The organism is Ruegeria sp. CDSC054, from assembly GCF_059610645.1.
On the sequence record NZ_JBXWOA010000001.1, the window covers coordinates 562,742 to 576,043 of the forward strand.

The 13,302-nt window shown below is 58.5% G+C and carries 12 protein-coding genes; 10 read left to right on the forward strand and 2 right to left on the reverse strand.

Annotation, left to right across the window (positions count from 1 at the left end):
• Positions 1-67: 67 nt before the first annotated feature.
• The 8 genes from AC2FGC_RS02790 (at position 68) to AC2FGC_RS02825 (ending at position 7,403) form a co-directional block, all read left to right on the forward strand.
• Positions 68-1,918: an ABC-F family ATP-binding cassette domain-containing protein gene (locus tag AC2FGC_RS02790; RefSeq protein ID WP_496781387.1), complete on the forward strand. Its 1,851-nt coding sequence runs from the start codon at positions 68-70 to the stop codon at positions 1,916-1,918.
• Positions 1,915-2,307 (forward strand): ACT domain-containing protein, encoded by a 393-nt coding sequence (locus tag AC2FGC_RS02795; RefSeq protein ID WP_496781388.1) that lies wholly within the window; start codon positions 1,915-1,917, stop codon positions 2,305-2,307. The genes AC2FGC_RS02790 and AC2FGC_RS02795 overlap by 4 nt, the downstream gene beginning before the upstream one ends.
• Positions 2,304-2,927, forward strand: a complete 624-nt coding sequence (locus AC2FGC_RS02800) for a MarC family protein (RefSeq protein WP_496722419.1) — start codon at positions 2,304-2,306, stop codon at positions 2,925-2,927. The genes AC2FGC_RS02795 and AC2FGC_RS02800 overlap by 4 nt, the downstream gene beginning before the upstream one ends.
• A 39-nt stretch (positions 2,928-2,966) precedes the next feature.
• Positions 2,967-3,548, forward strand: a complete 582-nt coding sequence (locus tag AC2FGC_RS02805) for a retropepsin-like aspartic protease family protein (RefSeq protein WP_496722418.1) — start codon at positions 2,967-2,969, stop codon at positions 3,546-3,548.
• 60 nt (positions 3,549-3,608) lie between these two features.
• On the forward strand, positions 3,609-4,229 hold the full coding sequence (locus AC2FGC_RS02810) for an ImuA family protein (RefSeq protein WP_496720082.1): 621 nt from the start codon (positions 3,609-3,611) through the stop codon (positions 4,227-4,229).
• A 62-nt stretch (positions 4,230-4,291) separates the two neighbouring features.
• The gene (locus tag AC2FGC_RS02815; protein ID WP_496781389.1) at positions 4,292-5,506 is read left to right on the forward strand and encodes an MFS transporter; all 1,215 of its coding nucleotides are present in this window, start codon (positions 4,292-4,294) and stop codon (positions 5,504-5,506) included.
• The gene (locus AC2FGC_RS02820) at positions 5,503-6,099 is read left to right on the forward strand and encodes a YceI family protein (protein WP_496781390.1); all 597 of its coding nucleotides are present in this window, start codon (positions 5,503-5,505) and stop codon (positions 6,097-6,099) included. The genes AC2FGC_RS02815 and AC2FGC_RS02820 overlap by 4 nt, the downstream gene beginning before the upstream one ends.
• A gap of 80 nt (positions 6,100-6,179) precedes the next feature.
• A complete protein-coding gene (locus AC2FGC_RS02825) occupies positions 6,180-7,403 on the forward strand; it encodes an MFS transporter (protein ID WP_496722411.1) in 1,224 nt (407 codons plus the stop codon).
• 32 nt (positions 7,404-7,435) lie between these two features.
• Here the strand turns inward: AC2FGC_RS02825 and AC2FGC_RS02830 are convergent, their stop codons facing one another.
• The gene (locus AC2FGC_RS02830) at positions 7,436-9,106 is read right to left on the reverse strand and encodes a flotillin family protein (RefSeq protein ID WP_496781391.1); all 1,671 of its coding nucleotides are present in this window, start codon (positions 9,104-9,106) and stop codon (positions 7,436-7,438) included.
• 34 nt (positions 9,107-9,140) lie between these two features.
• Positions 9,141-9,896, reverse strand: coding sequence for an OB-fold-containig protein (locus AC2FGC_RS02835; RefSeq protein ID WP_496766629.1), 756 nt, complete (start codon positions 9,894-9,896; stop codon positions 9,141-9,143).
• Positions 9,897-10,112: 216 nt separating this feature from the next.
• Here AC2FGC_RS02835 and metG point away from each other — a divergent pair, with 216 nt between their 5' ends.
• Entirely contained in the window at positions 10,113-11,858 is a 1,746-nt protein-coding gene (gene metG, locus AC2FGC_RS02840) for a methionine--tRNA ligase (RefSeq protein ID WP_496776532.1), read from the forward strand.
• Positions 11,859-12,134: 276 nt separating this feature from the next.
• Positions 12,135-13,301 carry an efflux RND transporter periplasmic adaptor subunit gene (locus tag AC2FGC_RS02845; protein WP_496722403.1) on the forward strand — a complete coding sequence of 389 codons (1,167 nt, stop codon included), beginning with the start codon at positions 12,135-12,137 and terminating at the stop codon, positions 13,299-13,301.
• Position 13,302: the final 1 nt, after the last annotated feature.

Below are 13,302 nucleotides of genomic sequence, written 5' to 3' on the forward strand. Positions count from 1 at the left end.
ACATTGCCTGGATATTGAACATATCAAGCTGCTGGCGGCGGCACCAAGGCTCTGCTAAGAGCGCGTCATGCTACGGATTCAAGACATAACCTACGCGGTTGAAGGCCGCCCTCTGTTCGATGGGGCCAGCGCAACCATTCCCGATGGGCACAAGGTAGGCCTTGTGGGGAGGAACGGCACGGGGAAGACAACCCTGTTCCGGCTGATCCGGGGCGAATTGGCGCTGGAATCCGGCAATATCACAATTCCCAAGCGCGCGCGGATTGGCGGAGTGGCGCAAGAGGTGCCCTCCTCGGATGTGTCGCTCATCAACACGGTTCTGGCGGCCGATACTGAGCGCAGTGCGCTGATGGACGAGGCCGACACCGCGACCGACCCCACACGTATCGCCGAAATCCAGACACGACTGGTAGATATCGACGCCTGGTCTGCCGAGGCGCGCGCTGCCTCGATCCTCAAAGGTCTTGGGTTTGATGATGACGACCAGTTGCGCCCCTGCTCCGACTTCTCGGGCGGCTGGCGGATGCGCGTGGCGTTGGCGGCTGTGCTGTTTTCACAGCCCGATCTGCTGCTGCTGGACGAGCCTACGAACTATCTGGACCTCGAAGGTGCGCTGTGGCTGGAGAGCTATTTGGCCAAATATCCGCATACCGTCATTATCATCAGCCACGACCGCGGGCTGCTGAACCGCGCGGTGGGGTCGATCCTACATTTGGAAGACCGCAAGCTGACCTATTACGCGGTTCCTTATGACAAATTCGCCGAACGCCGCGCTGAACGACTGGCACAGGCGGAATCCGAGAACGTGAAAGCCAAGGCCCGGATCGCCCATCTGCAGAGTTTCGTGGATCGCTTCCGCTACAAGGCATCCAAGGCAGTTCAGGCCCAGTCACGCTTGAAAATGATCGAGCGCATTCAGCTGGTTTCAACCCCTCAAGAGGCCGCTCTGCGCGCATTCTCCTTCCCAGAGCCAGAAGAGCTGTCCCCGCCGATCATTCAGATTGAAGGCGGCGTGACGGGCTATGGTGAAACCGAGGTGCTGCGCCGCTTGAACCTGCGTATTGACCAGGATGACCGGATCGCGCTGCTGGGCAAGAACGGTCAGGGCAAGTCGACCCTGTCCAAGCTGCTGTCCGACCGCCTGCCTTTAATGACTGGCAAGATGACCCGCAGCAACAAGCTGCGGATTGGTTATTTTGCGCAGCATCAGGTGGATGAGCTTTATGTGGACGAATCGCCGCTGGACCATCTGCGACGCCTGCGCCCGAACGAGGCGCCGGGCAAGTGGCGGTCGCGTCTGGCGGGGTTCGGGCTGAACGCGGATCAGGCTGAAACCAAGGTTGGTCGTCTATCGGGCGGCCAGAAGGCACGCCTGTCTCTGCTGATCGCCACCATCGACGCGCCGCATATGTTGATCCTGGACGAGCCGACCAACCACCTGGATATCGAAAGCCGTGAGGCGCTGGTCGAAGCGTTGACCGCCTATTCCGGTGCGGTGGTTCTGGTCAGCCACGATATGCACCTATTGTCGCTGGTCGCGGACCATCTGTGGCTGGTTTCGAACGGAACGGTCAAACCTTTCGAGGGAGATCTCGAGACCTATCGCACCATGCTGCTGGGACGCGACAAACCGGCCAAAGAGAAACCGCAAGTGATCAAGCCCAAGCGCCCCTCGCGCGAGGCAGTGCTGAACCTGCGGGCGGATCTTCGCAAATGCGAGGACCGGATCGAGAAGCTAACGGATATGCATGATAAACTGTCGGCCAAACTGGCAGATCCTGCGCTTTACGAGGACGACAGGAAAAACGATCTTGCAACGTGGAACCGGAAGTTTGCCGAAGTGGTCGAAGCCATGCAAAAAGCCGAGGCCCTTTGGGTTGTCGCCGCAGAGCGTCTTGAAAAGGCCGAAGCGACATGACGAAACCCGTAATCGAAACGACTGCCATGATCGCAGGCATGCGCCCTGAACTTCAGGACGCAGAATTCGCCTTTGTTGTTTGGCCGCATGACAAAGCTTGGCCCGAAGGAACGCGGGCCAGTTGCATGGAGGCCGAAGGACTGTCCCTTATCGTGCCAATCGACGCAGCACCCGCTGGCGCCATCAGTATGAAGTGCATAACGTTGCGGGTTCATTCCTCACTGGAAGGCGTTGGCTTGACTGCCGCTGTGTCCGATGCTCTTGCCCAAAGTAGAATTCCGGCAAACATGGTCGCGGGGTATCACCATGACCACGTCTATGTTCCAAGCAATCTGGCGGAAAAAGCTGTGGCCGTTCTGTTAGACCTCCAACAAGGTGCCGGCAAATGATCGACTTCGCCTTTTTCATCACTGCCTTCACCACCCTGTTCGTGGTGATTGACCCCTTTGGCACCGCGCCGATTTTTGTGGCTTTAACTCAGGACATGGACGCCCGCGCCCGTCGCCGGACCGCCTATCGCACCTGTGCTGTGGCCTCTGGCATACTCATTGCCTTTGCCGCCTTTGGCGAAGCGGTGCTGGGTTTTGTCGGTATCTCGATGGAGGCCTTCAAGGTCGCCGGGGGCGCGTTGTTGTTCCTTACAGCATTGGACATGCTGTTCGAACGACGCACCAAACGCCGTGAAGACCGAGTCGAGGAAGAAGAGGAACACCACGACCCGTCCGTGTTCCCGCTGGCCATTCCGCTGGTCGCCGGTCCCGGATCAATTGCGACGATTATCCTGCTGGCCGGACAGCACCCGGGTATTCTTGGCATTGTCGAGGCCTGTATCGTCATGCTGGCCGTCATGGCCGTGGTTTTGACCTTCTTCCTGTCCGGCGGCCTGATTGCGCGCTTGCTGGGCAAAACCGGCCTGAACGTATTGACGCGGCTGTTGGGGATGCTGCTGGCGGCGTTGTCGGTTCAATTCATCCTGGACGGCCTCAAGGCCTTTGGATTTGCGTCGTAAAACCCCATATATCTTTCAGTGAATATGGTGAGGAGCGCTATGGACGGCGACAACATTGGACGTTTGGTATATCTGGCCGTGCTTGGTACGGCCGTTGTGGCGTGGTTTGTCGCGCAAAACCGCCAGTCTTTGAACAAAACGCTGCAACAGGCTTTGGCGTGGGTCTTTATCTTTATCGGTGTCATTGCCGTTGTCGGCCTGTGGGAAGACATCCGCACCACTGTTGGCCCTGCCCCGCAAATGAATGTCACCGGCCAGACCATAGAGGTTCCGCGCGCCTCCGACGGACACTATTATCTGCCCATTGATGTGAACGGAGAACCGATCACCTTTCTGGTGGACACTGGCGCAAGCCAGATTGTTCTAAGCTCGCGGGATGCCGAACGTGTTGGGATTGATCCCGATCAGTTGAATTATTTCGGCCGGGCAAATACGGCCAATGGCGTTGTGCGTACCGCGCCGGTGCGCCTGGACACGCTGGCATTGGGGCCGATCACGGACCAGAATATCTCGGCCTGGGTAAACGAAGGGGAATTGGACAAATCCTTGCTGGGTATGGATTACCTGCATCGGTTCTCGAATATCCAGTTCGCCAATGGCCGCCTGCTTTTGTCGCGTTAAGACGTCCGTTGTCGCAATTCCACAATTGAGAACAAAACAAGAACATGCTAACCTGACAGCATGTCTACACATCTTCTTGGCCGCAAACCCGCACGTGAGGTGCCGGGGATAGATCTTCATCCGCAGATCAGACTGCAACTGGCCCGCGTGCACGAGGCTTGCGGCCCCGCCCGGCGCAGCTTTGCCATGTGGCTGGCGGGGCAGATGCAGGGGCCGGTGCTGTGGATCGCGCCCGCATGGGAGCCCGGCCAGCTTAATCCCGATGGCATGATGGCCTTTGCCGACCCCGCCCGGTTCATCTTTGTGCGCCCGACCCGGTCCGAAGACCTGCTGTGGTGCGTAGAAGAGGCGCTGCGCAGCGCGGCCATGCCTCTGGTTGTCGGTGATCTGCCGGGCGCGCCGGGGCTGACGCCAGTGCGGCGCATGCATCTGGCCGCAGAACAGGGTGGTGCGATGGGGCGGGCTCCGCTTGGGATGCTGCTGACCCCTGGTGACGGTGGTGCACAGGGGGTAGAGACGCGCTGGCACATGGCCGCAAACCATCAGGCAGAGGCCCGGCGCTGGACCCTAACCCGCCGCCGCGCCCGCGCCCTGCCCCCGGTCAGCTGGCATGCCACGCAGACCAAACCGCGAGCCGGTTTGCACCTGCAACAGATCGCCACAGAAGACACACCCGTGTGATCACGCCCCCCTCACGGGGTTTGTGACTGGCCAAAGCAAGGGCCGAGCCCTAGCGTTTCAGGATGAGCCACGCGATCCACGATAGCCGATACTCCTGGCTGCGACTTGCGATCACTTTGATCATCGCAACCGTGGCCAATGTGGGAATGTGGGCCGTCATCGTTGTGATGCCCGCCATCGAAACCCAATTCAACGCCGGACGTGCCGAGGCCGCGATGCCTTACACATTGGCCATGATCGGATTCGCCCTTGGCAATTTTTGGATGGGGCAGTTGGTGGATCGGCTGGGCGTGACCAAGGCCCTGATCGGGGCCGCAATCCTCAGCGCCACCAGCTATCTGTTGGCGACACTGGCGCCCAATATTGTGATGTTGTCCGTCGCACATCTTCTATTGGGCCTCGGGGCATCCATCGGCTTTGGACCATTGATCGCTGACATCTCGCACTGGTTCATGAAACGCCGCGGGATCGCCGTGGGTCTGGTGGCAAGCGGAAACTATCTGTCCGGGGCCATCTGGCCGACCTTGCTGTCCGGCATACTCACACGCGATGGCTGGCAACAGGTCTACCTGACGCTGGCTGTCATAACGTTGCTGGTCGTTATCCCCCTGTCCCTACTGTTGCGTCGACAGGTCCCGGCCGAGGCGCACAGCACCGCCGCGTCGGCCGCACAAATCAAGGCGCGCAGCGTTGGCATTTCCCCCCGGGCACTTCAATACATCCTCGGTCTGGCCGGTATTTCGTGCTGTGTCGCAATGTCGATGCCTCAGGTGCATATCGTGTCCTATTGCGTCGGGCTGGGTTACGGACCCACAGTCGGCGCCGAGATGTTGTCCTTAATGCTGTTCGGAGGTGTGATCAGCCGAGTAATATCAGGCATGGTCGCTGATCAACTTGGCGGCGTTCTGACGGTTCTGATCGGCTCGGTCCTGCAATGCCTCGCACTGTTCCTGTTCTTGCCTTATGACGGGATGGTCTCACTCTACCTGATCAGCCTGCTTTTTGGCCTGTCACAAGGCGGCATCGTTCCCGGCTATGCCCTTGTTGTGCGCGAATATATGCCCCCGCGAGAGGCCGGCGCGCGCGTGGGGTTTGTCATGATGATGACGATCATGGGCATGGCGCTGGGGGGATGGATGTCCGGCTGGATTTATGACGTTACCGGCAATTACCAACTGGCTTTCGTAAACGGCATTCTATGGAACGGCCTGAACATCGGAATTCTGCTGTTTCTGCTCAGCCGCTCGCGCGCCCACAGACAAGAGGTTTTGGCATGAGATCATTGACGCGGCGCTTTCTGATTGCGGGTCTGGCGAGCCTTCCGTTGGCACGGCCAACTCATGCTGCGTTGGTCCAATATGAATTGTCTCGAACCGGAACGTCCGTCGGATTTTCCTTCATGCTTTCGGGGGTTGCGCAGTCAGGCACGATGCCGATCCAATCAGCAGATATTCGGGTCGACACGGATCAGTTACAAAACAGCCGTGTCACCGTCGTGCTGAATGTAGCCGCGGCGCGCACCCGCTTGCCCTTTGCCCGCGGCCCGATGCTAAGCAAAAGCGTTCTGAACGCGCAGGAATTTCCGAGCATTACGTTCAAATCCACCCGGATACAGCTTGGCCCAACAGGCCGCATTTCCGAAGGCGCAACCATCACCGGAGACCTGACGGTGCGAGGGGTCACACGCCCGGTGACCCTGCAAGCCAATCTGTACCGCGAACCCGGAACCGAGGCTGATGACCTGAACGCATTGTCCATTCGACTGTCGGGCGCGTTGAACCGCCATAACTTCGGCGCCTCTGGCTATCCCGATCTGGTTGCCGATACTGTGTCTTTGAACATCCGGGCCGAGTTGACCCGCAAGGCCTGACACCCAAAGGGCAAAAAACGACGCGCAGAGGTCGAATTATCACGCGCAACGCTCGCTGATGCGGTAATGCTGGGCGCACTATGCGCACGATCATTTCTTTTGCCGCCCTGTTTCTTTCTGTCATTCTTCTGCAGCTCTCGACGGGCGGCGTTGGTCCTTTGGATGCGATATCCGGCATCACGCTTGGGTTCACGACCGGACAAATCGGTATGTTGGGTTCGGCCCATTTTGTTGGCTTCTTCATTGGCTGCTGGTGGTCCCCCCGCCTGATGGGCAGTGTCGGACATTCGCGCGCTTTTGCGGTCTGTACGGCCCTGGGTGCGATGGGTCTTATTGGGCATACGCTGACCGAAAACCCGTACATCTGGGCAGCCCTTCGGGTCGCGTCCGGAACCTGTGTCGCCGGGGCCTATACGGTGATCGAGGCATGGCTGAACGCCAAAGTCACAAACGAAACGCGCGGCCGCGCCATGGGGACTTACCGCATCGCGGATATGGGCGCGTCTTTGTGCGCACAGTTGATCATCGCGGTTCTGCCGCCTGCGTCTTACGTGTCCTACAACTTGCTGGCGATCCTGTGCTGCGCGTCCCTGTTGCCGCTGACGTTGACACGGGCCAGCCAGCCCAAAACACCCGACGCCCCTCGGCTAAAGCCCAAACTGGCCTGGCGCAGCTCGCCCTTGGCTGTTGCAGGTGTGATCGTTGCGGCGCTCAGCTCTGCGTCGTTTCGGATGGTCGGTCCGGTCTACGGTCAGGAAGTTGGGCTGGACGTGGACCAGATCGCATTCTTCCTGGCGTCATTCGTTTTGGGTGGTGCACTGGCGCAATACCCGGTGGGTTGGCTGGCCGACAAATATGACAGGCGCTGGGTGTTGATCTGGCTGTCCGTTGCTGCGGTCGTCAGCAGCGGTGTCACAATGGCGGCCAGCGGAACAGGAACGGTAGGCGTCATGCTGGCTGCCGTATTCTTTGGCCTGACAACCTTCCCGATCTTCTCAGTCTCTTCCGCTCATGCGAACGACTTTGCAACGGCAGAAGAACGGGTCGAGCTTTCCGCGGCACTAATGTTCTGGTTCGCTTTGGGTGCGATAGCCTCGCCCTATATTTCATCGACACTGATTCAGCAGTTCGGACCCGGAGCGCTATTTGCATTTGTGGCCATCGGCCATGTTTTCCTGATCATCTTTGGCCTGGCCCGAATGCGCTCACGCCCGACGCCCGAAGAGCGGACAAACTATGTCTACGCGCCACGCACATCTTTCACGATTGGTCGTCTGCTGAAACGGTCGCGTGAAAGGCAATAAGAAAGGGCCGGGAAAACCCCGGCCCCTTTCGATTAGTGTTCAGTCCGCGATCCTTCTTCGATCACGCCGCCCTCTTCGGCAGGTTCGACCGTTGATTCAAGCGCACCGTTGACGACACCGCCGACACCGTTTTCCATCGACAAGCCAAGCTCTTCACCCAGCTTCTTGAGCGCCGGCATCTGCACCGCCATTCCCATGATCGAGTCCAGCGCCTGATTGACGACCGGCTTGTCACCGTTCGATGCGCCGCCGCCATTGGCGCCACCGATACCGCCGACCTGATGGATCTTGATCGAGTCGATCTTCTCAGCCGGTTTGACCATCTCCGCAATAATCGACGGCATGGTTTCAATGCGTGCCAGATCAACCTTCATGCGGATCTGATCCACTGACAGCACGTTGTCTGCTTCGACGATCGCACGCTTACCTTCGGCTTCGGCCAGCATGTCGTTCTTCTTGGCCTCAGCCCGAATGTTTAGAGCGTCCGCTTCGGCCTGTGCCTCTTCACGACGCGCTTCGGCGCGGTCAGCAGCGGCTTCTTTGTCAGCTTGCGCAGCCAGTCGGATCGCCGTCGCCTGACGTTCAGCTTCACGCGTGGCTTCAATCAGGGCGATCTGCTTGATACGCTCAGCCTCGGCAACCTTCTGCGCGGTCGCCACGGCTTCGGTCGCTTTGGTCGCCTCGGCACGGGCCAAATCAGCAGATGCACGCGCGCGGCTTTCCTCTTCGGATTTCTGCGCGATGATGATCTGACGCTCTTGCTCGGCCACTTCCAGTTCACGCTCTTTCGAGATCTCGGCCTCGCGGATTTTACGCTCACGCTCAATGTCCGCCGAACGGATCGCTTCTTCCCGCGCAATCCGGGCGCGTTCTGTTTCACGCACCGAGTCTTCGGTTCGCGCAGCGATCTCGGCCTCTTGCGCAACGCGCAGGGTTTCGACCTGTTGCGTCTGCTCGATGCGCGCCTGCTCTTCGTCCTTTTCGATCAACAGCTTCTGACGCTGAGCTTCCATCGCTGCACGACGTACCTCGACCTCGGCATCGGCATCAATCTGCGCGCGCTCTTTTTTCGAGGTCGCAATGACCTCGGCCAGCTTGCGCATACCCACAGCATTAAAGGCGTTGTTTTCGTCCAGAGCCTCAAACGGCGTCTGGTCCAACGCGGTCAACGAGACAGATTCCAAAGACAAACCGTTCTTCAGCAGGTCTTCGGACACCGCATTCTGCACTTCTTGCACAAAGTCAGCGCGGTTTTCGTGCAGACCGTCCATCGTCATCTGGGCCGCAACAGCGCGCAGACCGTCGATCAATTTGCCTTCGATCATTTCCCGCAGCTGTTCGACGTCGAATGTACGGTCGCCCAGTGTTTGGGCTGCGCGTGCGATGCCCTCTTCTGTCGCCATGACCGAGACGTAGAACTCGACGCCCACGTCGACACGCATCCGGTCTTTGGTGATCAGAGCGGCCTCGCCGCTGCGCTGAACCTCAAGGCGTAGGGTTTTCATGTTGACTGGGCTGACTTCGTGCAGCAACGGCACGACGATAACGCCACCATCCATGATGACTTTCTTACCGCCAGCACCGGTTTTCACCAGGCTGATCTCTCGGGTCGCGCGTTTATAGAGACGGCCAAGCACAAGGCCGATAAACAAAACTACTGCCAGAATGGTCACAACTATGACGGCTAGGAATTCAAGTTCCATGCAAAATCCTCCGTGATGGGGTTAGAAATTTTGGTTATTCAGACATGCCGACCAGAACGAACCGGTCGCGCCGTCGGTCGCGCAGCACCAGCACATCGGTGCCTTGCTTCAGCGCGTCTTTGTCCTGCAGCGGCTCAGCGCGCAGGTAGTGGGCGTTGCCAAAGCGGTCCATGACACGCACCTCAGCCGGGCGTCCGCGCGAAGCGGTGCCTTGGGTGATTACGCCCCGGCGGCGAGCAAGCATCCGTTCGGACATTGCCTCGGTCTCGGTTTTGGGCAGCAAGCGGGCAAAGACCCCGCCAAAGCCACGTGCAAACCAAAGACCAAAGGCACCGGCAGGGATCGCGGCCATCCAGGCAGGCAGGTCGAAGCCAAGCAGATCGCGCAGCGCCAACTGCAGGCCCATACCGGACAGGCCAAAACCCGCCAGCAGAACAACCAGCCAGATCATGAACGGCACTTTGCCGATCCCAAGCCACGCCAAGGGTCCCGAAGGGGCCGCGCCAGGCGCGTCCGCTTCGACCTCGGCCAGCTCAAAGTCACCTAGGTCGACATCGGCATCGATATCCAGATCGAAATCACCAACATCGAGATCCGGGGCGTCAACAACGTCCAGATCAACCTCGCCCTCGCCCGCCATAAGGCTTCCACCCAGGACCAATGCGATCAGTTCCAGCACAAGCAGGCCGAACAGAAGCGCAAGCGCCAAAGTGAAGGGCGCAAATGCACCCTCGAGCAGAAAGTCGAACATCAGTTGTTTGCCCTCGTTATTGTATACTGTGGTATACATGATAGATGGGAACTCATTGTGAAAATTCAAGAGTTTGTGATTCCAATTTACAACTCTGGGGTATTGCATGCGATGAAGGCGACGCAATCCAAGGCTGCAACTCAGTCCGATTTTTCCGGCGACCCGTGCCTAAAATGACGTCCGAACCAAAGCCGGGGTTTTGCTGGCCGGTAACATAATGTAGACGGGCGCGCAGACAGTACGCGGAAACGGAACATGGCTCGAATTCTCATCACCTCAGCGATCCCTTACATCAACGGGATCAAGCACCTCGGTAACCTGATCGGCTCGCAATTGCCGGCTGATCTGTACGCGCGCTACCTGCGTGGCCGGGGGAACGAGGTCATGTTCCTGTGCGCCACCGACGAACACGGCACACCCGCCGAGCTGGCCGCAGCGAAAGCGGGCAAGCCAGTGGCTGAATACTGCGCGGACATGTACGAAGTTCAGGCCGATATCGCCAAGCGTTTTGGCATGAGCTTCGATCATTTTGGCCGCTCGTCCAGCGAGCAGAACAAGACGCTGACCCAGCATTTTGCCGGGAAGCTGGACGATGCTGGGCTGATCCGCGAAGTCGGCGAAAAACAGGTCTATTCCAACGCCGATGGCCGCTTTCTTCCTGACCGCTATATCGAAGGCACCTGCCCCAATTGCGGATATGAGCGCGCGCGGGGCGACCAGTGTGAAAACTGTACCAAACAGTTGGACCCGACCGATCTGATCGAGCCGCGCTCGGCCATTTCCGGTTCAACTGATCTGGAGGTGCGCGAGACCAAACACCTGTACCTGCGTCAATCAGCGATGAAAGATCAGCTGGATGCATGGATCGACAGCAAAAGCGACTGGCCAATCCTGACAACCTCGATTGCCAAGAAATGGCTGCATGACGGCGACGGTCTTCAGGATCGCGGCATCACCCGCGATCTGGACTGGGGTGTACCGGTCAAGAAGGGCGATCAGGACTGGCCCGGCATGGAGGGCAAAGTCTTCTACGTCTGGTTCGACGCGCCGATCGAATACATCGCCTGCGCGAAGGAATGGGCGAATGCCAACGGCAGGACCGAGGCCGACTGGGAGCGCTGGTGGCGCACCGACAAAGGGGCGGATGATGTCCGTTATGTCCAGTTCATGGGCAAGGACAATGTGCCTTTCCACACCCTTTCCTTCCCGGCGACAATTTTGGGCACCAATACGTACAACGAAGAATCTGGGTCATCTGAACGTTGGAAGCTTGTCGACTACATCAAGTCGTTCAATTACCTGAACTACGATGGTGGTCAGTTCTCGACCAGCCAAGGCCGTGGTGTGTTCATGGATCAGGCGCTGGAAATCCTGCCAGCCGATTATTGGCGCTGGTGGCTGCTGAGCCATGCACCAGAAAGCAGCGACAGCGAATTCACATGGGAGAACTTCCAACAGTCGGTGAACAAGGACCTGGCGGATGTTCTGGGTAACTTTGTCAGCCGCATTACAAAGTTCTGCCGCTCTAAGTTTGGTGAGGCAGTTCCTGAAGGTGGCGCTTTTGGCGATCGCGAACACGCGTTGATTGATGAACTGACCAAACGCGTCCACGCCTATGAAACGCATATGGAGGCGATGGAGGTTCGCAAATCCGCGCAGGAACTGCGTGCGATCTGGGTTGCGGGCAACGAATACCTGCAAGCTGCTGCCCCGTGGTCGACCTTCAAGGAAGACCCTGAACAGGCCGCCGCTCAGGTACGTCTGGGCCTGAACCTGATCCGCCTCTACGCCGTACTCAGCGCACCGTTCATCCCTGAAGCCTCGGCCAAGATGCTGAGCGCAATGAACACATTGGACACCAGTTGGCCTGACGATGTCGCAGCCGCGCTGGACGCCCTGCCCGCCGGTCACGAATTCACGGTACCAGACGTTCTGTTCGCCAAGATCACCGACGAACAGCGCGAAGAATGGCAATCCAGGTTCGCTGGACAGCGCGACTGATGTTTTGGATCACAACACCATTGTTACGGAGGCCATTTGGCCTCCGTTTTCATTTGAAATGGGGCAAAAACCGGGATTAGGCGCCAAAACTCCATAGGATCTTGGCGTAAGTCCGCCTGAAACCGGAATAATTTCCGGGCACACCACCCAGCTGACGCATTCAAGAAGCTTGAGATAAAGTTCCAAAACGGCCATCCTGCCAAGAAATCAGCACGACTCGTCGAGGCAACAGAGCTGCCCCGGCGCAATATCCTTAGGTCTAATGAGGCGCCCGCCATGTCCCTTGCATTAAAGAATTCATTTTTTCGACACAGAGGTCCGGTCTTGGCCATCGCGGCACTGACCAGTTTGGGCGCCTCGTTCACGGCGCTGGCCCAGGATCAAAGCGACGCGCCGCCGCCGAAAGTGTCTATTGCAGCGGCCTATACTGAAGAAATTACCGATGAGGCCGTGTTCATCGGGCGCGCCGAGGCCATTAACAAGGTGGATATTGTCGCCCGCGTGAACGGCTTTCTTGAAACTCAGGATGTGGAAGACGGTGCGCTTGTCAAAAAAGACGACCTGTTGTTCACCATCGAACCCGATCTTTATGAGGCGACCCTGGAGGCCCGGAAAGCCGATCTGGACCGGGCCGAGGCCAATCTGGAGCTTGCCAAGGTCGATCTGGCCCGAAAGGAAGAGCTGTACAAACGCGATGCCACCCCGGAGTCCGAGCGTGACATCGCCCGCGCCAATGAACTGGTCGCCGAGGCCGAGGTCAAGGCCGCTCACGCTGCCATCCAACAAGCAGAGTTGGACCTGAGCTATACCGAAATCCACGCGCCGTTTGACGGGCGGATTGGGCGCGTAGAAACCAGCGTAGGTGACGTTGTCGGACCAACAAACCCCCCGCTCGTCAACCTGGTAAGCGAAGCCCCTATCTATGTAAATTTCTCGCTGAACGAAAAACAATTCACCTCGGTCCTCGAACAGGTTGGAGAGAGCGCAGCTTCACTGGCTGAAAGCAACAAAAGCCCGAATGTGCACCTCACCTTGCCCAACGGAACCAAGCTGGACGAAACAGGCGAGATCGTTTTTGTAGATAACCGCATCGACCCGCTGACAGGCGCAATTACTATGCGTGCCGAGTTCCCCAACGCGGACCGGTTCATCATCGACGGACAATTTCTGAGCGTTCAGATCGAAGCACTGGAGCCCACCCTTCAGGTGCTGGTCCCTCAGGCCGCATTGCAACGCGATCAGCGCGGTGAGTTCGTGCTGGTGGTGAATGACAAGCAGATGGTCGAACAGCGCTATATCACAACTGGCGACGTGGTTGGGACCGCGATTATTGTGACAGATGGTCTGCGCGAAGGTGAAAGCGTGATCGTTGAGGGCCTGCAGCGGGTTCGCCCGGGCGTTGCGGTGGATGCCGTCGTCGCCTCTGAACAGCCGGGAGAATAAC

Excerpts from the sequence above, each read along its gene's own strand:
- AC2FGC_RS02790 (WP_496781387.1), top strand. The coding sequence starts at position 68 with ATGCTACGGATTCAAGACATAACCTACGCGGTTGAAGGCCGCCCTCTG.
- AC2FGC_RS02795 (WP_496781388.1), top strand. The coding sequence starts at position 1,915 with ATGACGAAACCCGTAATCGAAACGACTGCCATGATCGCAGGCATGCGC.
- AC2FGC_RS02800 (WP_496722419.1), top strand. The coding sequence starts at position 2,304 with ATGATCGACTTCGCCTTTTTCATCACTGCCTTCACCACCCTGTTCGTG.
- AC2FGC_RS02805 (WP_496722418.1), top strand. The coding sequence starts at position 2,967 with ATGGACGGCGACAACATTGGACGTTTGGTATATCTGGCCGTGCTTGGT.
- AC2FGC_RS02810 (WP_496720082.1), top strand. The coding sequence starts at position 3,609 with ATGTCTACACATCTTCTTGGCCGCAAACCCGCACGTGAGGTGCCGGGG.
- AC2FGC_RS02815 (WP_496781389.1), top strand. The coding sequence starts at position 4,292 with ATGAGCCACGCGATCCACGATAGCCGATACTCCTGGCTGCGACTTGCG.
- AC2FGC_RS02820 (WP_496781390.1), top strand. The coding sequence starts at position 5,503 with ATGAGATCATTGACGCGGCGCTTTCTGATTGCGGGTCTGGCGAGCCTT.
- AC2FGC_RS02825 (WP_496722411.1), top strand. The coding sequence starts at position 6,180 with ATGCGCACGATCATTTCTTTTGCCGCCCTGTTTCTTTCTGTCATTCTT.
- AC2FGC_RS02830 (WP_496781391.1), bottom strand. The coding sequence starts at position 9,106 with ATGGAACTTGAATTCCTAGCCGTCATAGTTGTGACCATTCTGGCAGTA.
- AC2FGC_RS02835 (WP_496766629.1), bottom strand. The coding sequence starts at position 9,896 with ATGTATACCACAGTATACAATAACGAGGGCAAACAACTGATGTTCGAC.
- metG (WP_496776532.1), top strand. The coding sequence starts at position 10,113 with ATGGCTCGAATTCTCATCACCTCAGCGATCCCTTACATCAACGGGATC.
- AC2FGC_RS02845 (WP_496722403.1), top strand. The coding sequence starts at position 12,135 with ATGTCCCTTGCATTAAAGAATTCATTTTTTCGACACAGAGGTCCGGTC.